General features: G+C 40.4%; 28 protein-coding genes and 1 pseudogene. 16 read left to right on the forward strand and 13 right to left on the reverse strand.

From position 1 onward, the window contains the following. Positions 1 to 27: 27 nt before the first annotated feature. Complete coding sequence (locus tag NSS80_RS03465; RefSeq protein ID WP_024426675.1) at positions 28 to 981, reverse strand: nucleoside hydrolase; 954 nt, start codon at positions 979 to 981, stop codon at positions 28 to 30. 182 nt (positions 982 to 1,163) lie between these two features. Between NSS80_RS03465 and NSS80_RS03470 the strand changes: the two genes are divergently transcribed. Together NSS80_RS03470 and rlmD are read left to right on the forward strand one after the other, a co-directional pair. After that, positions 1,164 to 2,072 (forward strand): diacylglycerol kinase, encoded by a 909-nt coding sequence (locus NSS80_RS03470; protein WP_024424554.1) that lies wholly within the window; start codon positions 1,164 to 1,166, stop codon positions 2,070 to 2,072. Positions 2,073 to 2,133: 61 nt separating this feature from the next. Next, on the forward strand, positions 2,134 to 3,513 hold the full coding sequence (gene rlmD / locus NSS80_RS03475) for a 23S rRNA (uracil(1939)-C(5))-methyltransferase RlmD (RefSeq protein WP_041116287.1): 1,380 nt from the start codon (positions 2,134 to 2,136) through the stop codon (positions 3,511 to 3,513). A gap of 225 nt (positions 3,514 to 3,738) precedes the next feature. Here the strand turns inward: rlmD and NSS80_RS03480 are convergent, their stop codons facing one another. Both NSS80_RS03480 and NSS80_RS03485 read right to left on the reverse strand, forming a co-directional pair. Beyond that, a complete protein-coding gene (locus NSS80_RS03480) occupies positions 3,739 to 4,311 on the reverse strand; it encodes a hypothetical protein (protein ID WP_317222156.1) in 573 nt (190 codons plus the stop codon). A 55-nt stretch (positions 4,312 to 4,366) separates the two neighbouring features. Continuing rightward, positions 4,367 to 4,849 carry a hypothetical protein gene (locus NSS80_RS03485; RefSeq protein ID WP_041116102.1) on the reverse strand — a complete coding sequence of 161 codons (483 nt, stop codon included), beginning with the start codon at positions 4,847 to 4,849 and terminating at the stop codon, positions 4,367 to 4,369. A 360-nt stretch (positions 4,850 to 5,209) separates the two neighbouring features. Here NSS80_RS03485 and NSS80_RS03490 point away from each other — a divergent pair, with 360 nt between their 5' ends. Both NSS80_RS03490 and NSS80_RS03495 read left to right on the forward strand, forming a co-directional pair. Continuing rightward, positions 5,210 to 6,343 carry a RapH N-terminal domain-containing protein gene (locus NSS80_RS03490; protein WP_041116103.1) on the forward strand — a complete coding sequence of 378 codons (1,134 nt, stop codon included), beginning with the start codon at positions 5,210 to 5,212 and terminating at the stop codon, positions 6,341 to 6,343. Beyond that, positions 6,333 to 6,464, forward strand: coding sequence for a hypothetical protein (locus NSS80_RS03495; protein WP_255816864.1), 132 nt, complete (start codon positions 6,333 to 6,335; stop codon positions 6,462 to 6,464). The genes NSS80_RS03490 and NSS80_RS03495 overlap by 11 nt, the downstream gene beginning before the upstream one ends. 51 nt (positions 6,465 to 6,515) lie before the next feature. Here the strand turns inward: NSS80_RS03495 and NSS80_RS03500 are convergent, their stop codons facing one another. Both NSS80_RS03500 and NSS80_RS03505 read right to left on the reverse strand, forming a co-directional pair. Beyond that, a complete protein-coding gene (locus tag NSS80_RS03500) occupies positions 6,516 to 6,671 on the reverse strand; it encodes an Arm DNA-binding domain-containing protein (RefSeq protein WP_080769795.1) in 156 nt (51 codons plus the stop codon). Positions 6,672 to 6,739: 68 nt separating this feature from the next. Next, entirely contained in the window at positions 6,740 to 6,928 is a 189-nt protein-coding gene (locus tag NSS80_RS03505) for a hypothetical protein (RefSeq protein WP_041116104.1), read from the reverse strand. A 457-nt stretch (positions 6,929 to 7,385) separates the two neighbouring features. Between NSS80_RS03505 and NSS80_RS03510 the strand changes: the two genes are divergently transcribed. Then, the gene (locus NSS80_RS03510) at positions 7,386 to 8,360 is read left to right on the forward strand and encodes a tRNA-dihydrouridine synthase (protein WP_041116108.1); all 975 of its coding nucleotides are present in this window, start codon (positions 7,386 to 7,388) and stop codon (positions 8,358 to 8,360) included. Positions 8,361 to 8,469: 109 nt separating this feature from the next. Next, positions 8,470 to 8,919 (forward strand): annotated as a pseudogene (locus tag NSS80_RS03515) (SMI1/KNR4 family protein); the annotation flags it as partial. Between the two features lie 135 nt (positions 8,920 to 9,054). On the opposite strand, the gene NSS80_RS03520 reads toward NSS80_RS03515, so the two are convergent. Continuing rightward, a complete protein-coding gene (locus NSS80_RS03520; RefSeq protein WP_034623071.1) occupies positions 9,055 to 9,819 on the reverse strand; it encodes a MurR/RpiR family transcriptional regulator in 765 nt (254 codons plus the stop codon). 148 nt (positions 9,820 to 9,967) lie between these two features. On the opposite strand from NSS80_RS03520, the gene NSS80_RS03525 reads away from it, so the two are divergent. Continuing rightward, positions 9,968 to 11,557, forward strand: coding sequence for an alpha-glucoside-specific PTS transporter subunit IIBC (locus tag NSS80_RS03525; protein WP_277722323.1), 1,590 nt, complete (start codon positions 9,968 to 9,970; stop codon positions 11,555 to 11,557). 17 nt (positions 11,558 to 11,574) lie between these two features. Then, on the forward strand, positions 11,575 to 12,900 hold the full coding sequence (locus NSS80_RS03530) for a 6-phospho-alpha-glucosidase (protein WP_025092656.1): 1,326 nt from the start codon (positions 11,575 to 11,577) through the stop codon (positions 12,898 to 12,900). Positions 12,901 to 13,004: 104 nt separating this feature from the next. Here the strand turns inward: NSS80_RS03530 and NSS80_RS03535 are convergent, their stop codons facing one another. Continuing rightward, positions 13,005 to 13,376: a hypothetical protein gene (locus NSS80_RS03535; protein ID WP_024426669.1), complete on the reverse strand. Its 372-nt coding sequence runs from the start codon at positions 13,374 to 13,376 to the stop codon at positions 13,005 to 13,007. Between the two features lie 184 nt (positions 13,377 to 13,560). On the opposite strand from NSS80_RS03535, the gene NSS80_RS03540 reads away from it, so the two are divergent. Beyond that, a complete protein-coding gene (locus NSS80_RS03540; protein WP_024426668.1) occupies positions 13,561 to 13,998 on the forward strand; it encodes an Rrf2 family transcriptional regulator in 438 nt (145 codons plus the stop codon). A 65-nt stretch (positions 13,999 to 14,063) separates the two neighbouring features. Further along, complete coding sequence (locus NSS80_RS03545) at positions 14,064 to 14,975, forward strand: NAD(P)/FAD-dependent oxidoreductase (protein ID WP_034623079.1); 912 nt, start codon at positions 14,064 to 14,066, stop codon at positions 14,973 to 14,975. A gap of 10 nt (positions 14,976 to 14,985) precedes the next feature. Here the strand turns inward: NSS80_RS03545 and NSS80_RS03550 are convergent, their stop codons facing one another. Beyond that, the gene (locus NSS80_RS03550; protein ID WP_125587232.1) at positions 14,986 to 15,186 is read right to left on the reverse strand and encodes a hypothetical protein; all 201 of its coding nucleotides are present in this window, start codon (positions 15,184 to 15,186) and stop codon (positions 14,986 to 14,988) included. 113 nt (positions 15,187 to 15,299) lie between these two features. On the opposite strand from NSS80_RS03550, the gene NSS80_RS03555 reads away from it, so the two are divergent. Next, entirely contained in the window at positions 15,300 to 15,947 is a 648-nt protein-coding gene (locus NSS80_RS03555) for a DUF3885 domain-containing protein (protein ID WP_024426666.1), read from the forward strand. A gap of 33 nt (positions 15,948 to 15,980) precedes the next feature. Here NSS80_RS03555 and NSS80_RS03560 read toward each other — a convergent pair whose 3' ends face one another. Then, a complete protein-coding gene (locus NSS80_RS03560) occupies positions 15,981 to 17,309 on the reverse strand; it encodes a 6-phospho-beta-glucosidase (RefSeq protein ID WP_024424565.1) in 1,329 nt (442 codons plus the stop codon). Between the two features lie 197 nt (positions 17,310 to 17,506). Between NSS80_RS03560 and NSS80_RS03565 the strand changes: the two genes are divergently transcribed. Beyond that, positions 17,507 to 18,238 (forward strand): MurR/RpiR family transcriptional regulator, encoded by a 732-nt coding sequence (locus tag NSS80_RS03565; protein ID WP_342498417.1) that lies wholly within the window; start codon positions 17,507 to 17,509, stop codon positions 18,236 to 18,238. A gap of 17 nt (positions 18,239 to 18,255) precedes the next feature. On the opposite strand, the gene NSS80_RS03570 is transcribed toward NSS80_RS03565, so the two are convergent. Beyond that, entirely contained in the window at positions 18,256 to 19,455 is a 1,200-nt protein-coding gene (locus NSS80_RS03570) for an MFS transporter (protein ID WP_046314073.1), read from the reverse strand. Between the two features lie 145 nt (positions 19,456 to 19,600). Between NSS80_RS03570 and NSS80_RS03575 the strand changes: the two genes are divergently transcribed. After that, entirely contained in the window at positions 19,601 to 20,080 is a 480-nt protein-coding gene (locus NSS80_RS03575) for a YbaK/EbsC family protein (protein WP_034282772.1), read from the forward strand. A 34-nt stretch (positions 20,081 to 20,114) separates the two neighbouring features. Here the strand turns inward: NSS80_RS03575 and NSS80_RS03580 are convergent, their stop codons facing one another. Then, a complete protein-coding gene (locus NSS80_RS03580) occupies positions 20,115 to 21,023 on the reverse strand; it encodes a LysR family transcriptional regulator (RefSeq protein WP_024424569.1) in 909 nt (302 codons plus the stop codon). A 104-nt stretch (positions 21,024 to 21,127) separates the two neighbouring features. Here NSS80_RS03580 and NSS80_RS03585 point away from each other — a divergent pair, with 104 nt between their 5' ends. Further along, positions 21,128 to 22,333 (forward strand): MFS transporter, encoded by a 1,206-nt coding sequence (locus tag NSS80_RS03585; protein ID WP_342498418.1) that lies wholly within the window; start codon positions 21,128 to 21,130, stop codon positions 22,331 to 22,333. A 59-nt stretch (positions 22,334 to 22,392) separates the two neighbouring features. Here the strand turns inward: NSS80_RS03585 and NSS80_RS03590 are convergent, their stop codons facing one another. Together NSS80_RS03590 and NSS80_RS03595 are read right to left on the reverse strand one after the other, a co-directional pair. Beyond that, positions 22,393 to 23,472, reverse strand: coding sequence for a DUF3900 domain-containing protein (locus NSS80_RS03590; protein ID WP_034282768.1), 1,080 nt, complete (start codon positions 23,470 to 23,472; stop codon positions 22,393 to 22,395). 200 nt (positions 23,473 to 23,672) lie between these two features. Further along, positions 23,673 to 23,822, reverse strand: a complete 150-nt coding sequence (locus NSS80_RS03595; RefSeq protein ID WP_072367870.1) for a DUF1540 domain-containing protein — start codon at positions 23,820 to 23,822, stop codon at positions 23,673 to 23,675. A gap of 356 nt (positions 23,823 to 24,178) precedes the next feature. Here NSS80_RS03595 and rfbF point away from each other — a divergent pair, with 356 nt between their 5' ends. Beyond that, positions 24,179 to 24,943, forward strand: a complete 765-nt coding sequence (gene rfbF / locus NSS80_RS03600) for a glucose-1-phosphate cytidylyltransferase (protein WP_034282763.1) — start codon at positions 24,179 to 24,181, stop codon at positions 24,941 to 24,943. A 4-nt stretch (positions 24,944 to 24,947) separates the two neighbouring features. Further along, positions 24,948 to 25,919: a GDP-mannose 4,6-dehydratase gene (locus NSS80_RS03605; RefSeq protein WP_041116129.1), complete on the forward strand. Its 972-nt coding sequence runs from the start codon at positions 24,948 to 24,950 to the stop codon at positions 25,917 to 25,919. Positions 25,920 to 25,931: the final 12 nt, after the last annotated feature.

Consider the following 25,931-nt stretch of genomic DNA (forward strand, 5'->3'; position numbering starts at 1 on the left):
GAAGCCCCGCCAATGAGCGGGGCTTTTTTATTTTGAAATCTGACAAACAGCTTTTCTCATAAGCTCTTCAAATGCGTGGAAAAAGGCATCACGATCGACATGGTCAATCACTTGAATTGATTTTCCATCTGGATGCTCTTCAGTGCGACCTTGTCTAGGCGTTTCGGTATAAACGATTGCGTTCACTTCTTTTGAGCGAGTAAATGAAGAGGAAGCAAGAGTGATCGTTGTCAGCACGTCCCATAAGTAGTAAGTCGAGTTCGTTTCATGATGAATGAGCGGCGGACAAAAGGCGTAGCACTGTCCGATAAAATCTATTCCAATATGAGAACGAAGAGAAGCCCAGCGCTGACGTACATCAAGTGTAAGCGGGACTTGATTTGTACTTTCAAGCGCGACCATTTCAATAGGAAACGGTTCCTGAAAGACAGTGCTGACAGCATAAGGGTCCCAAAAGGCATTCCATTCTGCTGTCCCATCATGCTCGGGTTCTTCAACATTGCCTTTTTCAAGGAACGTGCCGCCCATCCACACCAATTTCTCAATTTTATTAGAGATCGAAGGATCTTCTTCTAAAGCGCGTGCAAGATCTGTGAGCGGACCAGTAAAGAGCAGGGTGACAGGTTCTTTTGCCTTCTTAACCGTTTCAATCAGGTGAAGGTGTGCTGGCAGCTTGGACACTTTTGTATCAACATTGCCTTTTTCATTTAAAATTGGCAGAGCATCTACATAAAAAGCATGCATACGCCAATCCTTCGGAAACGGATTGACGCCTCTAGAAGTTGAAGCAGCGACTTCAATTTCATAAGGGCTGAATCGATCAATGATTTTTTGAGATGCACTGAGAGCAGGCTCTAAATAACAATCAGCAGGTATCACAGACATACCGATGACTTTCACATGTTCCATTTGAAGGAGAAGAAATAAAGAGACGAGGTCATCAACACCGCCGTCATGATTAAAATAGACAGGCTTTTTCATCGCATATCATCCTTTACAGCGTTTTCTTTTATCTTATCAGAATGCTTTCTTGCTGAGGGAGATTGGCTAGGAGATTTCACATAATTAGGTGGTTGTTTTGTTGCCATTTTCAAATCTCATAGTATAATTAAAGGTTGTTAGTGGTGAAAATAGATTGCATAATGAATATAGGATGATGATGAATGAAACGTGCTCGAATTATATACAATCCGACATCTGGGCGTGAACTCTTCAAGAAGAATTTACCGCAGGTTTTGCAAAAATTTGAACAAGCTGGCTATGAAACTTCTTGTCATGCGACGACATGTGCAGGAGATGCCACGCAAGCAGCAGAAAAAGCCGCACAGAGAGATTTTGATTTAATTGTAGCAGCAGGTGGAGACGGCACGATCAATGAAGTCGTCAACGGACTAGCACCGCTTGAAAAAAGACCGAAACTAGGAATTATTCCAGTTGGAACGACAAATGACTTCGCAAGAGCACTTGGCATTCCACGAGAAGGTGTTTTAAAAGCGACAGATGCCATTATTGAGGGTGTAGCGAAGCCGCTTGATATCGGTAAAGTCAATGGCCATTATTTTATTAATATTGCTGGCGGCGGCCGGTTAACAGAGCTCACCTATGAGGTGCCTAGCAAGCTGAAGACCATGCTTGGACAGCTTGCTTATTATTTAAAAGGCATGGAGATGCTTCCTTCTATCCGCCCGACAGAAGTCGAAATTGAATATGACGGCAAATTGTTTCATGGAGAAATCATGCTGTTTCTTGTTTCACTCACAAACTCAGTAGGCGGGTTTGAAAAACTAGCGCCAGATTCCATTTTAGATGATGGGATGTTTGACCTGATTATTCTAAAGAAGGTCAATTTAGCAGAAGCCATACGAGTGGTCAGCCTTGCTCTTAGAGGCGAGCATATTCATGATAACAATGTCATCTACGCAAAAGCGAATCGCGTGAAGGTAGATGTAAAAGATAAAATGCAATTGAATTTAGATGGTGAATACGGCGGCATGCTGCCAGGTGAATTTGAAAACCTGTATCGCCATATTGAATTTATTGTGCCAAAAGCAACAGCTGAAAAAATAGGGTGAAGACTGAACTTGGTTCCTTATGGCGGCCAAGTTTTTCTTTGCAAATGAGGTGATAAAATTGGTGAAAATGAAACCGCCTGTTGAAAAGAATGAATACTACAATGTAACCTTCGAAGACTTAACGCATGAAGGTGCAGGTGTAGCGAAAATTGAAGGATTCCCTGTCTTTGTACCGAATGCCCTTCCTGACGAACAAGGGAAAATCAAAGTCACACGAGTCAAAAAAGGATTTGCTTTTGGACGACTTATGGAGCTGACAAAGGAAAGTCAGCACAGGCAAGATGCGCCATGTCCCATTTACAAACAGTGCGGCGGCTGCCAAATTCAGCATATGAGCTATAAAGGCCAGCTGCTATTTAAACAGAAACAAGTAAAGGACGTTTTAGAGCGGATCGGCAAGCTTGATATGAGCCGTGTAAAAGTTCATCCTGTACTCGGCATGGAAGACCCTTGGAATTACCGAAACAAAGCACAAGTTCCAGTTGGCGAACGAGAAGGCGGACTTGTTGCAGGTTTTTATCAGCAGCGTACCCATGAAATCATTGATATGGAAAAATGTTTGATTCAGCAGTCAGAAAACGACGAAGTGGTACAGGCAGTAAAAGACATATGCAATGCGTTTGGCATCAAAGCATATAACGAAGAGCGGCACAAAGGCTGGCTGCGTCATGTGATGGTTCGCTACGGTATTGCAACAGGTGAAATGATGGTTGTGTTTGTTACTAGAACAGCTGACTTTCCGCAAAAGCAGCAGGTGATTGAGCAGATTATAGCACGCTTCCCACACGTTCGGTCAATTGTACAAAACGTGAATTCAAAGAAAACAAATGTCATTTTCGGAGACGAAACAACCGTTTTATGGGGCGAAGAATACATTTATGACACGATTGGCGACATCAAATTTGCCATTTCGGCCCGCTCATTTTATCAAGTGAACCCAGCTCAAACAAAGGTACTTTACGACAAAGCGCTTGAATATGCAGAGCTGCAAGGCGAAGAAACCGTCATCGATGCTTACTGTGGAATCGGTACGATTTCCTTATTTCTCGCACAAAAAGCAGGCAGAGTATATGGGGTTGAAATTGTTCCAGAAGCAATTGAAGATGCAAAAAGAAATGCTGCCTTAAACGGAATCAATAATGTTGAATTCGCAGTCGGTGAAGCAGAAGCGGTTATTCCGAATTGGTACAAAGAAGGCATCAAAGCAGATACCCTCGTCGTCGATCCGCCAAGAAAAGGCTGTGACGAAGCACTGCTTGACACCATTTTAAAGATGAAACCAAACCGAGTTGTTTACGTGTCCTGTAATCCAGGGACGCTTGCTCGTGATTTGAGAATTCTTGAAGATGGCGGATATGTGACAGAGGAAGTGCAGCCTGTGGATATGTTTCCGCATACCAACCATGTAGAATGTGTAGCAAGTCTTGTGATTAATCAGTAATGTATTGTGACATCCCGATTCTGTGAAAAACATCGATATTGGGATTTTTTTATTTTTGCATGTTCAATCGGCACTAAAAAATGATATTTGGAAGTGGAATCAATATTTTCGCCGCGCAATTCATCACCAAAAGTCCTTTTTTGCAATTTTGCCCGTTTCATATTAAAGTATAAAATCTATAGACATACGACTATAGATAGCGTTAAACAAGAACCCCTCTGTCCATTATTGGATGGGGGGGTCTTCTTCTATATTTTCATTTTTTTGATCCAGCGCAGAGGATATAATGTCAAGACCGATGTATAAAAAGCTAACAAAAAATGATAAAATCAATACGCCATTTCCCCATATAGAAACTTCAATTATCTCCGTATTAAGTACATATTTGATTGAAAAATAAATAAGAGCCCACGAAGCAAAAAATTCTAGAATATAAGTAATCCATTTTGGGACCTTCAATAAAAAAATGATTCCTTTCCCTATAAATAAAATTATAAATGACCAAAAAATCACGATGATGCTAACTAACAACGAAAAGGTCACCAAAGAGAAAAATGAATCATAAGTTATGTATTCGCCGAAAAGAAAATTTACTCCCAATGATACTAGGTAAAGCATGAAAGTCGGAATAGCAATAACGAAACCAAGGGAAAAACATATTAGTAAAATAAGAAGAACGGCAGCAATAGCACCTGGGGGTTCATCTACAACATTTTTTTTCCTTAAAAAAGTATAAAATATGATAGAAACTAAAAGGAGTATTAAAAAAGTCAATGAAATCACATAAGAAAAAGACAATATATACCCTCCATAAAAAAGCGCTATTAGAAAACTAATAGCACTTATTGTTTATTTAAAGAAGATTAATGATGAATTTTGCCAAAGTTTTAGCGACATCTTTAGGTGCACCCATTTTAACAAAAGCTTTTACAAACTGTTTTTCTGTCCACTTTTCCCCTTTATCCATTACCTTTGCTATTTTAGCAGATTTCTTTCTGATCCAAGCAGCAGCCTTTGGATTAAAGGGTTTCAATGCTTTTGATAGTAACCATCCACCAGAACGTAAAGCACCTCGGAATGCTTTATATGACCATGAAACAGCCCCTTGTGTAGAAACTTCCCCGTTTGCGGCTGTTTGAGTTGTTAAAGCATTTGACTGAATAGGGCTAGTGCTATTATTTGTTGCGGCTTGTTGTAAAGATGTTTTGTATACCTTTGTATGTACTGGTGCTATTGATTTAGTTGGCTCCGCTGCAAACGCAGTAGTCGCACCCAGACCGGAAGTTAATAAAGTTGCGCTTAATAGTACAGGAACAAACTTCTTTTTAAAAGTCATAGTAATTTCGCCTCCGAAAATTTAATGAAGAGGCTGTTTATAGTGCTAAAAAAACCTTGTTGTTCAAGCCTCAATTATAAAATACATCTTGAGAAAAAACAGTGGCATATGTCTTAAATTCTTTTAGGACTTTTATATAAGATAATCACTCCTTTCTTGATTTATATAAAAATTGTAACAACAACCAAATTAAGGGTAAATAGTATTTTAATACTGTATTTTCACAACATTATACATTTATGTGTCTATATAATTGTATTTTATCTTATGGAAAAATTGCGGTTTCTTTTCGGTGTGGAATTATTCCGAAAATGATAATATATGTCATTATAAGGAATAGTAAGGAAGGGGTAGGGTCTTATGGAGAAAGTGCTTTCTTCTCAAGTCGGGATGAAAATCAATGAATGGTATTACCATATTCAAAGATTTAACGTGCCGGACGCCGAGGCATATAAAGAAGAAATAAAATCTTTGCTCGATAATATGGAGGAAAACCAGGATTTATTATTATATTTCTCTCTTATGGAGTTCCGACATAAATTAATGTTGGATTATTTGAATCCATTGGAGAATGGAAAAGAGCGTGCCAACTTTAGAGAATTAGCAATGAAGATCAAAAGGGATCAAGAGAAATTAACAGGCTTACTTGATTATTATTTTAATTTTTTCTACGGCATGTACGAATTTGAAAACTATGAATACCTCAACGCCATTACCTTCTATAAACGAGCAGAAAAAAAGCTGTCTCTTGTCAGTGATGATATTGAACGTGCCGAGTTCAATTTCAAGATGGCTGAAATCTATTACCACATGAAACAAAACCACATGTCCATGCACCATATAGCCCAAGCGATAGAATGTTATCGAGAAAAAGAAACTTATACTGTTAGACAGATACAATGTTCCTTTGTCATTGGATTAAACTATATTGATATGGGTTGCCCCGAAAAAGCAAAACCACATTTTGAACACGCACTAGAAAAAGCAACGGAAAGCGACACCAAAAGATTAGTAGGGTCAGCGCTGTATAATTTGGCTTTAAGTTATTTCCACAATGATGAACTATTAATAGCTATAAAATACTTTAACGAATCAATCCATTCTTTTAAAGAACAAGGATACGAACATTTAAATAAAATTCTTGATCCGATGGTTATGTTGACAAAGTCATACTTTAAAACTGATCAAAATGATTTAGGATTATACGCTTTAAACGAGGGAATAGAATTGGCTGGAAAATTGAAAGACGACATATTTATAAATACATTCACTCTATTGAGAGCATTGTATTTAGAAAACAATGTTAATCGTATAAAAGAAGCAATGGCTTATTTGGAATCAAAATCTTTTTATGCGAATCTTGAAGATTTATCGAAAGATGCGGCGAAGCATTATAATAAAGCAGGAGATAAAGAGCACGCAAACGAATTTTATGAGAAGATTCTTTATTTCCAACACCAAATTAAGAGAGGGGAGTGTCTTTATGAAATTTAAGTCAGTTGCAGCCGTATTAATAATTGTCAGTGTGTTAGGTGCTTTTAGTTATGTTTCATCAAACGATATCCATAATGAAGCCCAGCGGGGACATACAACAAGCATTGGTTATTTCGCTTAAAAGCCCTTTTCGGAGGGCTTCTTTTTTATTTGAATATTATTTTCAAAGAATCTACATTTCTTTTAATTTTGCTTCTGCTGCTTTCATTGCTTCGTTTTTTGTTTTGAACCCTTTGCGAACAATCCTTTTTCTTTTCCCTGTTGCTTTATCGAGTGATTCTAGGATATACGAAAATGTGTTGTCTCCACATGGTTTTACACTAATCATGTTTTCCCCTCCTGTTTCCGTAATATAATAAATTCATTTTACTTAATATCCCATAAAAAGCAATATTATCAGAACCGCCATTCCTTTTTCTCTTTATCCCATCTAATCTCTTTTCGAGAAATAAAATTTTCAACTGCCTTACGAATCGCTGGCTCATCCCTGCCTGTTTTTCTTTTAAGTTCATTCATTGTTGGGTTTCGTCTAAAACGGCTCATATTATAGATGATCCTATATAGCTTTCTCTCAAGATCATTCATGAAATCACCACTGTGAACTATTTTATTTGAATATCTTTTTCATTAGCTTACCGGATGCTTTACCGGCAGCACGTCGCATAACACGTTTCCCAATAGTACCTTTTTGAACGGCGTTTACGTCTCCTAAAATTTTTGATATTTTATATAGTGCTGATCGTATTTTGTTTATGTTCATTTTTCGCTCCTTTTGCGTCTGTCCATTTTATAAAAACCTCCCCAAAACTTCCCCCAATCTTCCCCCAATCTTCCCCCAAAAGAATACTTTTAATTGCAAGATTTTGCAATGATTGAATATAGATGAATATGAGCAAAGCCTGTTATTATAAGGGTTCTAACGTCGAGAACGAACGTTTGCATTAAATCCTTAGTAAAGTATATAATGATAAAAATTGCTGAAAGAATTTACAGAAGGACATGCCCTTTAAGGCGCTATGTCATGAGAGGAATTGGATGAAAGATGAGTAAAAATTTCTGGCGTGATTTACCGCGGCCATTTTTTATATTAGCACCAATGGAAGAAGTGACAGATGTTGTGTTTCGTCATGTTGTGAGTGAGGCGGCGAGACCGGATGTGTTTTTTACAGAGTTTACGAACAGTGAGAGCTATTGCCACCCTGATGGTATTCAAAGTGTGAAGGGGCGTTTAACGTTTACAGAGGATGAGCAGCCGATTGTTGCTCATATTTGGGGAGACAAGCCTGAGAACTTTAGACAGATGAGCATTGGAATGGCGGAGTTAGGATTTCAGGGGCTTGATATTAATATGGGCTGTCCTGTCCCAAATGTCACGCAAAACGGAAAGGGCAGCGGATTGATTCTTCGTCCAGACGTTGCGGCAGAGCTGATTCAAGCGGCAAAAGCAGGGGGATTACCTGTCAGCGTCAAAACAAGACTAGGTTTTACTGAGGTCGATGAATGGCGCAGGTGGCTTAGACACATTTTGGAGCAAGATATTGTGAATTTATCGATCCACCTTCGCACAAGAAAGGAAATGAGCCAGGTGGATGCGCATTGGGAGCTCATTCCTGAGATTAAAAAACTTCGTGATGAAGTAGCACCTGATACGCTTTTGACAATCAATGGTGATATTCCTGATCGTCAAACAGGCTTAAAGCTCGCTAAGCAGTATGGAGTGGACGGCGTGATGATTGGGCGCGGGATTTTCCATAACCCATTTGCTTTTGAAAAAGAGCCGAAGGAGCATACAAGTGATGAACTGCTCGGTCTTTTAAGATTACATCTTGACCTTCATGATCAATATTCTTCATTAGGCTTGCGTCCATTCAAGGCGTTGCATCGTTTCTTTAAGATTTATGTAAAAGGATTCAGAGGAGCGAGTTTCTTAAGAAATCAATTAATGAACACATCATCAACAGATGAAGTGCGTGCCATGCTGGATGAATTTGAAGCGAGAAATCAAGAACAATCATGACCAACAAGAGGAGGAGGGGGAACCCTTCTCTTTTTTATTAAATAGAACTATTAAACTAGTTATCTTAAATGGTAAAATGAGATAGAAATAACAATTGGAGGTATTTTATTTGAAACCATTTTGGGATAAAGACAGAGAAAGCGAAGAAACATTTAAGAAAATCAATGAGAAAGACATTGCAGAAGCGGAAAAGAAGCTAGGCGTCATCCTGCCTGATACATATAAGCAACTGATCCTCGAACAAAATGGCGGTTATACCCTGCATAACGCTTTTCCAACGGATCAGCCGAATGGATGGGCAGAGGATCATGTATCATTTGATCATTTAAGAGGAATTGCCAAAGACGAAGGCATTATGGATAGTGATTATTTAATAGAAGAATGGGAATTGCCTGAGGGACTTGTGCTTATTTGTGGGGATGGTCATACGTGGATTGCATTGGATTACAGAGAAACAAAGGAGCATCCGCCGATTCACTACTTTGATCTAGAAGATGAGACGGATTTCAAATTAGCGGATTCGTTTGATGAACTGATTGCTGGGCATTATACTGCTGAATAGGAAAAGACAGCCGCTAGTAGATATAGTTCATTAAAATCGTTGTTATACAGTATTTTTTGAGAGAGACAAAAGAGTCTCTCTTTTTTTTGCGAAGCAACATTGAATCTCTCTCCAAAACTGTATTTGTTAAGTTTAAGTCTTATTATTCAATTGGTTCACTTTCCACTCACTAAATTTTCTGACGATAATATCTGCCACAATGTAAAATGGCAGAAAGCTGGAGTTGTCCACTTTGTTATATAAGTGAAACGGGGTGCTGCTTACATAGATGTTAAACATGGCATTTTGTGCAAGAAGGTTATTCCTTAATGTGGTCATGCTGATAAATTTGATATGTCTCGTTTTCACCAATTGAATGATTTCATCTAAATTCTTCGATTCACCAGATAAAGAAATGATAAATAAAAGGTCATCCTCACCAAATTCAATGATTCCATCTGTTAAGTCCCGCTTGCTTCGTAATACTTGAGATTTTTTATGCAGTGACCATAGCTGCCGCTGTACATCATTGGCCAAATCGAGCTGTGCAGTTCCTGTACCATAAATATAAATATACGGTGCGCGATCTATCAGTTGATTTAATTGATGAAAGTCCAGCTGCTCCATATATTTTCTTGTCTGGCGGATATCTTGATCAAGCAGCTGCATTAAATCCTGTGTGGTCTCTTCAGTGAAAGCATTTAATTTCACATAAGACTTTAAGTCACTGTAGCCGTCGAACCCTATTTTCTTAGCAAGCCGATGGATGGATGAGATGGAAGTATGAGCATAACGGGCAAGGTCCTGAATTTTCATTGTCTTCATTTCTTCAAGATGATCATGGATCGTTTTAATAATGTGCAGGTCATTCTTATTTAAATCTTCGAAGTGTTTATTAACCAGCTTGTCCAGTATCATGCGATGTGCCCTCCAACATGAAAATATTTTCTTCCTGTGAAAATATAATCTAATGTTACAACTTGATTTCTAAATACGTCAAACCTATTGGTTTTTGTAAGCGCTGCCTTTACAGTGATGTTATGGATCAAGCAAAGGGGTTATGCTTATGAATGCAATCAAGCGGTTTGGCAGTGCTATGGTAGTTCCTGTACTTTTATTCGCGTTTTTTGGTATTGTTGTCGGCCTCGCGACTTTATGTAAGAATCCAGCGATTATGGGGGAAATGGCTGGAGAAGGTACGATGTGGTACAAGGTCTGGTCACTGATTGAAAGCGGGGGATGGACGATTTTCAATCATATGGAATTAGCCTTTGTGATTGGATTGCCCATCTCACTTGCAAAAAAAGCGCAAGCACGTGCGACGCTCGCAGCTTTGATGATTTATCTTGTATTTAACAATTATATTCATGCTATTTTGACACTTTGGCCGTCTACTTTTGGCGTTGATTTATCGCAAGGTGTCGAGAACGTAGCGGGTGTAAAAGAAATTGCGGGTATACCTACGCTGGATACAAGTATCATTGGTGCGGTGATGATATCTGGAATCGTCATTTGGATCCATAATCGTTTTTATGATCAAAAGCTGCCTGAAATGCTTGGGATTTTCCAGGGGCTTGTATTTGTTGTCATCATCGGATTCTTTGTGATGATTCCTATTGCTTTTATCGTTGCTTTTGTATGGCCCTATGTTCAGCAGGGGATTCAATCTCTCCAAGGGTTCATGGCACAGTCTGGTTATATTGGTGTCTGGCTGTTTCATTTCTTGGAAAGGGTGTTAATTCCAACAGGACTTCACCATTTTATTTATACACCTTTTGAGTTTGGTCCAGCGGCTGTAAATGGGGGGTTAAAACCATATTGGATTGCTCACTTAAATGAATTTGCGTCCTCCACTTCCGATTTGAAGGATCTTTATCCATACGGATTTTTATTGCATGGGAATATTAAGATGTTTGGCTGTTTAGGGATAGCTTTAGCCATGTATTTTTCAACACCGAAAGAAAACAGAAAAAAGGTTTTGGCATTGGTATTACCCGCCACATTAACAGCGGTATTTGCCGGAATTACAGAACCGCTTGAATTTACATTCCTATTCCTCGCGCCTTATTTATTTGTAATACATGCACTTCTTGGTGCGACCATGGTGACAATCATGAATATGTTTGGTGTTGTCGGAATGATGGGTTCCGGGCTTATTGAAATAGCTGCATTGAACTGGATTCCGCTCTCTTCAAATCATGGAGGGACTTATCTGATCCAAGCGATGATTGGACTTCTTTTTACAGCCGTGTATTTTGTCATATTTAGATGGATGATTGTGAAATTCGATATTCCATTACCAGGACGAAAACATGAGGAGGAGACGAGGCTATATACAAAACAGGATTATGAGAATGCTCATAAAAAAGGTCATAACCAAAAAGAAGCGCCCGTTTATGCATCTGAGTATGAAGAGAAAGCCGTGTATTTCTTAGAAGGCCTTGGCGGTAAAGAAAACATTAAAGATGTGACAAACTGTGCCACACGTCTGCGTATTACAGTGATTGACCCTAGCTTGGTGAAAGATAGGGACTACTTTACAAAAAATAAACTGGCCCACGGCATGGCGAAGAGTGGTCAAAGCATTCAAATCATTGTTGGCTTAAGTGTACCGCAAGTAAGAGAGTCCTTTGAGACAAAACTTTCATTAGATTAAAAAAGGAGCTGGATATCATGAAAAAATTTAATATTACCATCGCTGGAGGCGGAAGTACATTTACACCGGGGATCATTTTGATGCTGTTAGACTATCTAGATGAGTTCCCAATTCATACAATTAAACTCTATGATAATGATGAAGCTAGACAAAAGACGATTGCAGATGCATGTGAGATTATGTTAAAAGAACGGGCACCAGAAGTGCGATTACTGGCAAGCACGGACCCAGAAGAAGCCTTTACTCAAGTCGATTTTGTGATGGCACATATTCGTGTCGGGAAATATGCAATGCGAGAATTAGATGAGAAAATTCCATTGAAGCATGGAGTCGTCGGACAGGAAACATGCGGCCCAGGCGGAATAGCTTACGGAATGCGGTCCATTCCAGGTGTATTAGAACTTGTCGATTATATGGAAAAATACTCACCTGAAGCTTGGATGTTAAACTATTCTAACCCTGCAGCGATAGTAGCAGAGGCAACACGTAAGCTAAGACCGAATGCCAAAATTTTAAACATATGTGATATGCCAATTGGTATTGAAGAATTAATTGCAAAAAATTTAGGCTTATCTTCGCGGAAAGAACTAGAAGTCGATTACTATGGTTTGAATCATTTTGGCTGGTGGACAGATATTCGAGATAAAGCAGGAAATAGCTTAATGCCTGAGGTGATTAAGCATGTAAGCCAGCATGGTTATGCAACAGATGGAACATCTGAGCTAGAACAGCAGAAGAGCTGGAACAGCACATTAAAAAAGGCCAAAGATATTCAAGCGCTTGATCCAAAAACGGTACCGAATACGTATTTGAAATACTATCTATTTCCAGATGAAGAAGTGGCACATTCAAATATCGAGTTCACGCGTGCCAATGAAGTGATGGAGGGGCGGGAAGCTTTTGTTTTTAGTGAATGTCAGGCCATCATTGATAAAGGAACTGCAAAGGAAACAAAGCTGACCATTGATGAGCACGCTTCCTATATCGTTGATTTGGCACGAGCCATTGCTTTTAATAAAAAGGAACGGATGCTGATGATCGTAGAGAACAATGGCGCCATTAGGAACTTTGATCCAACAGCCATGGTCGAAATTCCTTGTATTGTTGGCAGCAATGGTCCAGAAAAATTAGTAGTTGGAGAAATTCCTAGATTTCAAAAAAGTCTTATGGAGCAGCAAGTTGGCGTAGAAAAATTAGTAGTAGAAGCATTTGAAGAAGGGTCGTATCAAAAACTATGGCAGGCTATCACATTATCGAAAACGGTGCCGAGTGCTAAAGTAGCAAAAGATATTTTAGACGACTTAATTGTGGCAAATCAAGCATTTTGGCCAGAGTTAACATAACAAAAGAATAAGCAATATGGGCGTGACAGCGCTCATATTGCTTATTTGTTTTTTCAACCGATGTATTGTAAAAGCCTCCTTACCAAAAGGGGGCCGCCATTCCCTTACTCTGCGCTCTCCTCAACCTCACGGCTATCCTCTGTTTCACCAATATAAATAGGGCCGTTTGCGTGGTCGATTCGGATTGGCCATTCGTACGGAATTTGAAGACGTCTAGCAATGGCTCTCCAGAATTTTGTGGAATCCATTTCGAATTCTTGAAAGTCTTTTAATAAGTCTTTGTAAGACGAGCCATCGAATTGAATGAACATATCTTGAAGGCGCATGAACGCGACATGTCTCACTTCAAGTGCTGCTGCGGCATCCATTTCTTCTTCTGTTGCTTCTCCGATGATTGTACCTGCGGGCGGAAGCATGTCGTATACGTTAAATTCCTCTTCTTCTTCGTGTGCTGCATTGTGCTGTTGATCTGACATTTTTATTCACTCCTTCTCGTTCTCAATCAAAACTTTATTTCGTGCTTACTTCTATTATCGGAAGGAAATATGAAATGTGGAATGAAAAGTGGAGCAGATTCACAACTCTTGCTTTTTTCTCTTGAATCATCTATGATCAATTACAGATATAAAAGGTCTATAATAGATAGAAAGGAGTTTCCTCATGAAATATTCTAAAGCAACCAACTATGCGCTGCATACGATGGTGTTTTTAACTCTTGCACCAAAGGGTAAAGCGATTGGTGTTGAGCCTCTTGCTAAGATACAAGATCTTTCACCAACCTATTTATCCAAAATTTTAACAAAGCTTGTGAAGGCGGGATTGATTGAATCAACACCTGGTGCAAAGGGAGGTTATACCCTTATCAAACGAAAGGAAGACATTTCTTTTTTAGATGTCATTCAGGCTGTAGAAGGACAAACGAATTTATTTCGCTGCTCCTTAGAGCATGACTCCTTTATGCCTCATGATGGCTGTTTGATTGAACAAGTTATGCAGGATGTTGAAACGAAAATGCAGGAGACATTAAGTCAAAAACGGTTAATTGATATTGCGAGCCAAATTGAACAGACAGAAAAAAATCCATTTTTCAACATGTGATTTTTTTGAACTAATTATAGATATTAAGAGTCTTTAAAATCTTGAATAGAAAAGGAGAGATTGATATGTTATTAGATTGTGCCATTATCGGAGGCGGGCCAGCCGGATTAAGTGCAGCACTTGTTGTAGGGAGAGGCAGAAAGCAAGTCATTGTATTTGATGATGAGCTGCCAAGAAATCGAGTGACGCAGGAATCACATGGATTTATTACAAACGATGGAATGACACCGTTTGAGATCAGACGAGCGGGAGAGGCAGATCTTCAAAAATACCCTAATATCAAAATCAAACGAAGTCGAATTGTTGATATACAAAAGAAAGAGGAAAGATTTACGTTACTAACACACGAGGGGGATAGATTCGAAGCGAAAAAAATCATTTTGGCAACAGGTCTTCAGGATATACTGCCAGAGATCGAAGGAATTCATGATGTGTACGGAAAAACGTTGTTTAGCTGTCCTTTCTGTGATGGATGGGAATTAAAGGACAAAGCACTTGCCCTCATTGCAGAGAATCAGCGAGCCTTGCATATGGCTAAGCTTCTTTCCAATTGGACAAAGGATTTGATCGTGTTTACGAATGGGCACGTGTTGGCTGAAGAGGACAAGGTACTTCTGACGGCACATTCTATTCAAGTCATTGATGTGCCAATTGTATCGATTGATCATGACAATGGGCAGCTGCGCTCTCTCCAGCTTGCAAATGGGGAGACAGTAAAAAGGGAAGGCGGTTTTGTCGCAAGTGAATTCAAGCAGTCAGCTCCATTTGCTGAAAAACTAGGCTGTCAAATGACGAAGAATGCTGGTATTGAAACAGATATTCTTGGACGTACAACCGTCAGTGGTATCTTTGCATGTGGTGATAATCTAGGCGGTCCTGCTCAGTTAGTTCTCGCAGCAGCTGCTGGAAGCCAGGCAGGAATGGGTGTCATTCATGAACTTGTGCAAGAAGAGTTTCAAGAAAAAACATCTCTATGAAAAGAGATGTTCAGCGGAGAGCGGTTTTCCGTTTTGCTAAGACGTGAGCTGTCCATTCAAAAAGTGCGTAGATGACAAAGAAGATCAGGATCCAGCTGCTGACATCGACCCATACATTGGTGATCTGAATGACGTTCGCCTGATCAAGTCCAGCCTGTATCCACATGGTGATCAGTGCTGTAAGGAACACTTGTAAAAACCATTTTTTCAATTGGTCACACCTCCATCTCTTTCTATCATATAAGAAATGACAGTTAATTTCCAATTGTTTTCCTGTATGTTTCAACGGTAAAATGAAAAATAAAACGAGTGAAAGGAAAGCAAATGAGTGATCAAACAAATATGTTTCTAAAAAATCATTTTCCTCATCTTATCCTCACGCCGCCTCTTTTTTATGAGTGGCCTATTGGACTTCGGTTTGAAGTGGCAGATTGGTCATTAGGAAAAGAATCGATTGTATTAGAAAAAGCGGGAGATCGTGCTTTAGAGATTGTGAAATATGTTTTTGATCCAGAAGACGAGATGCTGCTTGTGACGGATGTGTATACAGATCATGAACATGAATTAACGAAGCGTAAGCTCCTTGTCTATCAAAAATATGTGCATCGGCAAGTGAGGAACAGATTGCGCCACGAGCTTTTGACTTATGTACGTCCAGAAGTAGAAGATTCACTGACATTAGAGAGATTTACACTCAAATGTCAGCTGCAAGACATTCGATTGCGTCCGCTTCTCCATGCGATGTGCCAGGAGGACTTCTATGCACCGAATCAAATCTTGAAGGGAAAACTGGGGTATGAAATTTACCTAATGAATCTCTCAAAAAAAATGATTTTTCACTTATATGATGATCGAGGCTGTGATCTCATTGCGGCAGATGCTGAGCGTCTACGCCCAGTCTATGAAGGCTTACAGCACTGGCTATTAGACTATGATCGTCCTCAGATGGACCGGCTGTTTGCAGCCAAATAAAAAAACCGCACTTTCGACAAGTGCGGCTTCTTTTTATGCTTCTACTTTATTGAAGAACTGTGGCAAATATTCTTTGTGAGCTTCTAGCATTTCATCTAGGATGCTTTTTGCAATGGCATCTGATGGGACAAGCGGGTTGATGGTCATTGCGACAAGAGCTGTGTTGTAATCGCCTGTCACGGCTGCTTCAGCAGCTACACGTTCAAAGGATTTAATTTGAGAAATAAGTCCTTTGACAGCGACCGGCATTTCACCAACAGCGATTGGTTTAGGACCGTCTTTTGTGATCACACAGTTGAGTTCAACCGCAGAATCATTTGGAATGTCACTAATAGCCCCGTTATTAATGGTGTTTACAGGCTGAATGTCATGCTTGTCGTTATAAATGGATGCAATCAAGTTACAAGCCGCATCACTGTAGTAGGCACCGCCTCGTTTTTCAAGCTGTGGCGGTTTGATGTCGAGATCAGGGTCTTTGTAAAGCTCGAACAAATCATTTTCTAATGCGCGAACGACCTCAGCACGAGTTCCTTCATTTGCTGCTGCTTTCTTTTCCTCAGCCAGCATATCACTTGTTTTGTAGTAGTAGCGGTGATACGGACAAGGAATGACGCCAAGCCCTTTTAAGAAATCAGCATCCCACGGAATCGCTTGAATGTTGTTCATTGACATGCTGGAGTTTGGATCAGCCATGTCTTCAATGACTTGATCCATGATGCTTTTGCCGTCTAAGAATACATTGAGTCCAAAGACCATATGGTTTAATCCAGCAAAGCTGACTTCGACTCTGCTTGCGTCGACACCAAGCCCTTTGGCGATTCCCATGCGAATGCCGATCGGCACGTTACATAAACCAACGACTTTGCGATGGTTTGAATAACGAAGAACGGCTTCAGTAACCATACCAGCTGGATTTGTGAAATTCACAAGCCATGCATTCGGGCAAAGCTCTTCAATATCTTTGACAATATCAAGAATGACAGGAATGGTGCGAAGTCCTTTGAATAGACCTCCTGGACCATTTGTTTCTTGACCAATGACATCATATTTTAAAGGAATGCGTTCATCCTTCATACGTGCTTCAAGAAGTCCGACACGGAATTGTGTTGTGACAAAATCAGCATCTACAAGTGCTTTCCTGCGATCTAATGTTAAATGAACCTCGATTGGGAGCCCTGCTTTTTTGACCATGCGTTTTGCAAGATTTCCGACGATCTCAAGCTTTTCTTTTCCCGCTTCAATATCAACGAGCCAAAGTTCGCTAATCGGAAATTCATCGTATCGTTTAATAAATCCTTCTACAAGCTCTGGTGTATAGCTTGATCCTCCGCCAATTGTGACAACCTTTAATCCTTTTGCCATGCTCTGCACCTCCGAATAATGTAACGCGCAATGTTATAATAGAGAAAAGTCTTTTTTATTGTGTACATCAATAGCTTATCGTGAGAGCATCGCGTGCGTAAATGACTTCAGCGTCTTTAGGCAAGGGTGCCCTATTTAGAGATTTGTTACATAAAAGAAACACATTGTGACATGTTGTTGGAGAAAGGGGAAGTCAGATGTTTTCAAGTGAGGTCATTTCCAGCTTTAATGAACTAGAAAGCGCTTTATACCGATATATCATGGAAAACAGTGAAAAGGTCGTGTACATGAGAATTCGAGACCTTGCAAATGCTGCACATATATCCACCTCGTCTGTCCTTCGCTTTTGCCGAAAAGTAAATTGTGATGGCTTTTCAGAGTTTAAAGTGAAGCTCAAAATGTATTTAGAATCAGAGCAGACACCTTCTTTAAAAAGCACACAGCACTTTCTATATGAATTTATTGAACGAACATTAAAGGGAGACTTTGAGGGGAAAATTAAGGAGGCAGCGAAGCTCATTGCTGAGGCAAAAAATGTGCTGTTTATTGGGACTGGCAGTTCTGGCATTTTGGCGCAGTATGGGGCGAGGTACTTTTCAAGTCTTGAGAAATTTTCATTTTACATCAATGATCCGTTTTTTCCGATGAATATGCAGTATTTAGACAATAGTGTCACCATTGTGCTGTCTGTATCAGGAGAGAACAGTATTACAATTGATCATATTTCGAAGTTAAAAAGAGAAGGCAGCAAGATCATTAGTATTACGAATAACCAGCACTGCACGATTTCGCGCATTTCAGATTTAAATATTGCCTACTACGTCACAGATGAACGGGTCCACAGAGCCAATATCACCACACAGACGCCAGTTGTGTATATTTTAGAAGCCATGGCCCGTGACATGTTTGCGATGTTAAAAGAAAAGTAAAAGAGCCGCTGCATACATCAGCTGCTCTCTTTTTTCTGCTTCATAAAAGCAAGGATGGCAATGCCGGAACAGACGAGCACAAACAGACCGCCTAGCAAATACACAGACCTCGCCCCGTATACATCTGCAATCAATCCAACAAAGAAAATAGACAAACCGACCGATACTGAAGAAAGGACGTAGTGAGCCGAATACACCTTTGATAAATCACGTACTGGCGTTTCCGTTTGAAGAATGGTTTGCTGCGAAACATCTCGGATTTGATAAGCAGGCCCCATCAAAATACAAAGCAGCAAAGCAAGCCACGGGAGGCTGTTCAGTGAATAGACAATGGTCAGCACTGCATAAATGAATGAACCAGCTGCCATAAAGAGGAGAAGCTGTTTTTGGATAAACTGACTCATCCATGCAGCTAAGAGCCCGCCTATGATGGCACCTGTATAATAAGCGGCATTGATAAATCCCCACCATTCCTCACCTTGCTTTAAATCATGGGTGACAAAAGCAAGCGTAATTGCTCCGATCCACACAGCACCCGCAATATTTTCACAAACATCCATAAATGTCAGGGTGCGCACCGTTTTATTTCTCCAAATGATCGTCCATCCATCTTTGAAGCTGTTCATCTTATTTGCCTTTCGAACCGTCTCTTCTTGCTTGAGAAGAGGAAAGACAGGGATGAATAATAGATAAGACAACACAATCATGACACAAGTGATCCACATTAAATAAAATGGCCCGATCCATAGGACGAGCATTCCAGTGAACGAATAGCCGGCGATTTGAATCATTTGATGTAAAATGGAGGCTGTACTGTTTGCTTTCACAAGCTGATTTGCTTTCACAAGCATCGGCATGATGGCCTGCATTAAAGGACTGATGAACCCGCCTGTGAGGGAAATCAAAATAAGCGCACTAAACAACCAGACCATGTGCTGCTGAAACAAATGAAATTGGGCTGTAAACACGATGAGCATCCCAAGACGTAAAAGCGGGACCCATTTTAATAGGCGGCCAGCTTGAAAGTAATCGGTTAAAACAGGAGAGAAGAGCCCAGCCAATAGCTGGCATATTGTTCTAATCAGCGGAAATACAGCCGCATAGGCAACAGATTGTGTATCTTGATAAATGACAAACGTGATCGTCATCACAAATAAAATATCACTCAGCATGAGAAGGCTTTTACTGCTTGTATAACACCAAAACTTGTTTCCCATATCAAACCGGCTCCTTTTCAAAAACAAGTTTAGTATAGCATGGTGATGAAGGGTCCATAGGCTTTCCATTGAAAAATACATCTTAAGGATGAGAAGATTGTGATAAGCTAAATGAAGGACATTGTAAGGAAAGGGGTTCAATCGATTGAAAAAATTACCGGCTCATGACTTTTTGGACAAACACGAGATCCCATATGAGATCAAAACATTTTCTGCCGAAACAGAGAAGGGAGCAGCAAATGTAGCGGCAGCTCTTGGTTTTCGTGAAAGACAAATGATTAAAACATTGATTTTTGAAACAGGAGAAGGAGAGCAGCTGCTTGTGATGGTTGGTGCTGACCAGCATATTAAGTCAGGGAAACTAAAGAAAGCCGCCGGCTCCCGTAATATTAAAATGGCTTCACCGGAGAAGGTTCTTGAAGTGACGGGCTATCGAATTGGCTCGATTCCGCCGTTTTGCTGGCAGCCAGAAGGATTCCGCACCATTATTGAGGCTTCGTTATTAGAAGAGGAGATATTAGGTGTTGGGGCAGGCGAATGGGGAAATGAAATCCTCATCACCCCAGAACAATTAGTGAAAGCCTCAAAAGCTGTACCGTTTGACATCGTGCAGCCAGCCGAATAGAAAAAAAGTGCCTGTTTCAGAAGCAGGCACTTTTTTAATTGGCAGCAGGCGTAGTAAATGGACCGATACCTTTCATTTGCAGGAAGGCATCCACGGTTCTATTTTCTTCAAGATCATTCGCCCGTTTGCACACAACAACCGGTCTGACGATCTCAATGCCTTCAATGTACACGCGCCCAATTTCTTGCCGCTTGAGACTGCCATGAACCGCATCACGGGGAACAAGTGTGATGCCATATCCAGCTTTGATCATTTGAATCGCTTCATGAACACCGCTGAATTGTAAATCAACGGTTGGTTTTTTGATCCCTTTCGAGGTAAAAAGAGAAAAGAGTTTATCTCTTGTGGAACTGCCTTCTTCACGCATCAAAAAAGGCTCCTGACTCAGGCGCTCTAGCGGGACAGTTTTTCCGTTCAACGGATGGTCTGCCGGCACAATAAAATCATAGCTTAAATTCGTTAAATGAGAGGTGAGAATCTCCTCATGGTGCAGATCCTCGATCACAGCGATGGCCACATCTGATTCATATTGAAGCAGGCTCTCTAAAACTTGAGCGGAGTTTCCGCTTTTTAATTCAATTTCTGTCTGTGGTGAAGATGTTTTAAAAGCAGCAAGCCAATCTGGCAGTAAAAAGTTGAGTGGTACATAGGTAGAAGCGATGCGGAGCCGCCCCTTTTTTCCGTTTTGTAAAAGTGTGATCTGATATTCTACTTCTTTTTCAGCCTCGAACACTTGCCGGGCATAAGGGTATAGAATTTTCCCCATTTCCGTAAGTGTAATGCCTCTGCCATTTCGTTTAAAAAGACGGAAACCGATCTCACTTTCAATGCTTCTAAGCTGAGCCGTCACAGCTGGCTGTGTCAAAGATAGCACGTCTGCTGTTTGTGTAACGCTTTTTGTCTCTGCGACCTTTGCAAAAATCCGAAGGGCATGTAAATTCAACTTTAACACCACCTATCAATTATTTTGATGGTTTAATCAAAAACATTCATTAGATTTATTATAAGGCATCCCTTATTGTAAAGATAGCGAAGGGGGAAGGGAAAATGGATCATCGTCAAAAACAAGTGGTGTCAATATCACTTATCACAGCATTTGCACTGATTGGGGATTCAATGCTTTATATTGTTCTTCCGATCTATTGGAAAGAGGTTGGTTTATCATCTATTTGGGAGGTCGGGCTGCTGCTGTCCATTAACCGATTCATCCGCATTCCGCTAACACCTGTCGTTTGGTGGCTTTATCGGTTTGTCCCAATGAAGACTGGTGTATTGATCGCTATTTTGATTGCGTCCGTGACCACAGTGCTTTATGGTGTGAGCGGTTTTTGGCTCCTGCTGATTTGCCGCTGCGCTTGGGGGCTGGCATGGACGTTATTGCGTATGAGTGGAATGAGATTAATTGCTGAGATGGAGGAAAGCTCTCAAGGGCATTATACGGGCATTTATAATGGGCTTTACCGGCTTGGCAGTTTATTCGGCATGTTATTTGGCGGAATATTCGCCAGCCTGATCGGCTTCCAGTCCATGACGCTTGTTTTTGGTTTACTCACATTACTAGGAATCATTTTTTATGTCACTTTGGATGAGATTGAAAAGGGAGAAGAGGGGCAGGTGTATCAAGTCATCAAACAGAGGTGGCTTGCACGGGATGTTGTAAAAGTATTAATGACAGGTATGCTGATCGCACTTGTGATCCAAGGGTTATTCGCATCAACACTCAGCCATGTCATTGAAGCAAGGATCGGTCATGGAGAATTTGCTCTGTTCGGCTTTGTCATCGGAGCTTCGGCTTTAAGTGGAATCATTCAAGCGCTCAGATGGGGGTGGGAACCATTTGTCGCACCGAAAACGGGCAGATGGTTTGATGGGCTTGTGATGAAGGAACGAACGCTTTGCTGGATGTTTCTTTCATTTGGAGGTCTCAGTTTTCTGGCGGTCATGCTGAAGGTAAGCGGCTGGTTTCTTGTGATGCTGCTTTTGATCCAGCTGCTCTCAACAATCTTAACGACATTAACGGACACGCTTGCTTTTCAAAAAGCGTCTGCTCAAACAGATAAAAACCGCTTCCTCGCAAGCTATTCCTTTGTTCAAGATATGGGAGCGGCTTTAGGACCCTTGTGCGGGTATACGATGATTCAGTTTTTTGGATCAAGCAGCGTCTTTTGGCTGATGCTCATCATAAGCTTATTGCTTGTCAGCATGTGGGCAAGAGGCAGGGAGCTGCATGTTTCTTCTGATCCAGCGTCATAAATCAAGCGTTATACAAAAAACTGCCTCATGCGCTGAATGCAAGAGGCAGTCGTGTTTTTTTATTCTAGATCTGAATCATAGGCTTTTTGCGTCAGCTGGCTGACCACCTCTTTTAACCCATTTGGTTTATGAAACTCAACAGGTGTGCTTCCCTTTTCGAAGACGATTTGATCTGCTTCAACGAGCACGACATATCGATTGTTGAGCTTTGCAATATGGATTGATTGGCCGAAGTCTGCTAGAAGACCTTTGATTTCCGTTTCGCCTAGACGCATTTTCATTGTGATATCAGGGGTTTGTTCAACAATATGGGAGGCCGCTTGTGTGACCTGTTCTGTATCGAGTGTTTCTCTAATTTCTCGCTTTTCACTCGCTTCCCATATTTCAAGATCCTCTTCAAACTGCTTTAATTCTTCACTTTCATCCTGTAATGTTTCAAAAACCTGTTCCTGTACCATATTCATGACCTGTGATTTCATGATTTCAGGCATGGATTCACCGTATTCGACGAATTTCAAAAAGTCCTCAAAATAACGAGCGTGTGAAGATTGATGAATTTTCACTTCAGCTTCCTCAGTCATGCCCTCTTCTGGCATAAACGGGTATTGAATTGATTTCATGTTTTTTGTCGTAATGGCCATTTCGACTTTTCTAATCAAGGTAGATGTATCAGCGATAGAAGCCACTTTCTGTTCGAAATCGCATTTCATAATAAAGACAAAGGAATCATCGAAATACTTTTTTGGAACAGCAGAAGCAACTAAAAAAACGCCGCCTCTGACAGCACTTGTATCTAAATATGTGCGAACAAACTGTTCACTGCATTCATTAAACAATTCTTTTGTATCTGCAAATCTCGTTTGATGAAATAGGTTGTAGTTGGGATTTGAATCGAGCTCATGACCGGGTTCTACAATAAATCGGCCAATTTTGGTCGGTACTTGTTCAGATTTAGGGTGCCTGTCCACTTTTCGTTTGACGATTTTTTTCAACTCACCGTCTAAAAAGTCCTTCAGCTCACTTTGTTCAAATTCTTCTTGATCTAGTGTTTGATAATGTTTAAACCGTTTATTTGCTTGTTCATCTTTGCCTTCGATTTCCACGACAAAGAATGATAGAAAACGTATCGTAAAATCCATTGATTGGTCACCACTTTTTCTTCTTCGGATATGTTGAGTATAGAAAAAGGAGTGAAAATCGTCAACGAATGGAGAAATATCGTGTCATTATTTCCCGAGAAATGTTTATTGAAAAACACTTGATAATAATTATCATTCTTGATAGAATGATAAAAGAAAAGAAGGAACCTGCCAGTTCCTTCATCTCAGAGAAAAATAGATTATTTTGTTTCAAATGTTTCGCAATCAGTTTCAGTATTACGAGTCACTTCAGTCATCGTGTTTTTACCAATTTTAATGGTAGAAGCGGTACAGCTGTTTTCAGCCCAAAAACGGCAAGAGTTCACTTCACAAAGAACGTTTTGTGCCATGGGAATTCACCTCCGTGATTCATATTGAGAATGAAGCAAGCTGCCACTTGAATTCATTCAATCTAGTAGTCTCTTTGTAGAAAGAGGCTGTTTGTGCTGATTATGCACATGTTTATCATACCATCTACCCTGAAAATATACAATTTAAACTTTGGAAGAGCGAGAATATGAATCTCGCTCTTTTTTTATTTGTAAAAATAGTTAAATGCTAGGTGGCACACTCTCTCATTTCGACATATGAATAGAGTAGATTCAAAACCTGATGTCGGACAAAGTATGGGGGTACATGTACTGACTTTCCGCATAAAGATAGGGTTTTTAATCAAAAAATCTTCATAGAGAGATGAGGGGAGAAGATGAAAGCAGTCATTCTCTGCGGAGGAAAGGGAACGAGAATGAGTGAGGTCACACAAGCGCTTCCTAAACCACTTGCTATGATCGGAGACCGGCCTATTCTATGGCATATTATGAAAATCTATCAGTATTACGGTGTAGACGAATTTATCCTATTGCTTGGATATAAAGGAGAGAAGATCAAAGAGTACTTTCTGAACTACGACTGGCAGCATCACAGCATGCAGCTCGATATGGCGACAGGAGAAATGAAGCTTTTAGGTAAATCGGAAAACTGGAAAATCACCTTTTTAGATACAGGTGAAAATACGATGACAGGCGGACGTTTAAAGCAGGCACAGGATTACATTGGTGATGAGACCTTTATGATGACGTATGGTGATGGACTGGCCAATATCAATATGTTTCATTTGCTGAAACGTCATCAGGATCTTGGAGCAGCTGCGACTGTCACAGGCATTGAAAAGAAGTCCCAGTACGGGACACTGAAGGTGTATAACGGGATGGCACAATCCTTCTCTGAGAAGACAGACAGTATCGGGATGATCAATGGAGGATTTTTTGTGTTGTCTTCAAAGGTATTTGATTATTTGACAGACGATGATCAATGCGTGTTTGAAGCAGAGCCTCTTCAAAACCTGGCGGATGATGGAGAGCTTGCCGTTTATGAGCATCACGGATTTTGGACAGCAATTGATACGTATAAAAACCTGAAGGAAATCAACGACATGTGGACAGATGGAAAACAACCATGGAAGGTTTGGTGACAGCATGAGCGGATTTTGGAATGGAAAGAACGTATTTGTAACTGGATGTACAGGGCTGTTAGGGAGCTATCTCGTTAAGGAATTGATTGATCAAGGGGCAAACGTGACTGGACTTGTGCGTGATCAGGTGCCTAGGTCGAATTTATATCAAGGCAGTCAATTTGAAAAAATGAATGTGGTGCAAGGCGCATTAGAGGATATGCAGACGATTGAACGTGCGTTAGGAGAATATGAAATTGACACCGTCTTCCATTTGGCTGCCCAAGCCATTGTTGGGGTCGCGAATAGACATCCTGTTTCTACATTTGAAGCGAATATCTTAGGGACATGGAATGTGCTGGAGGCTTGCAGAAGACAGCCGCTCATCAAACGAGTGATCGTGGCATCAAGTGACAAAGCCTACGGTGATCAAGAGCAGCTTCCATATGATGAAGACATGCCGTTAAACGGGAAACATCCGTATGATGTCTCAAAGAGCTGTGCAGATCTCATTTCTCATACGTACTACAACACATACGGTCTTCCAGTTTGTATTACACGCTGCGGTAATTTATATGGAGGCGGGGATTTGAATTTCAACAGAATCATTCCGCAAACCATTCAGCTTGTGTTAGAAGGAAAGGCGCCGGAAATTAGAAGTGACGGGACATTTATTCGTGATTATTTCTACATTGAAGATGCAGTGAAGGCTTATTTGCTGCTAGCTGAGAAGATGGAGGAAAAAGGGCTGGTGGGAGAAGCCTTTAACTTTAGTAACGAAATTCAACTGACAGTGCTAGAGCTTGTGGATAAGATTTTAAAGGCAATGGGAAGTGAACTGAAGCCTCGTATTTTGAATCAAGGAACACATGAAATTAAGCATCAATATTTGTCAGCAGAGAAAGCGAGAAAGCTGCTTGATTGGAAGCCTGATTACTCCATTGATGAAGGCTTAGAGAAGACGATTGAATGGTACCGCGAATTCTTTCAAAAATAGAGGTGTAAATAG

The organism is Bacillus sp. FSL M8-0350, assembly GCF_038593345.1.
Classification (GTDB): Bacteria; Bacillota; Bacilli; order Bacillales; family Bacillaceae; genus Bacillus; species Bacillus safensis.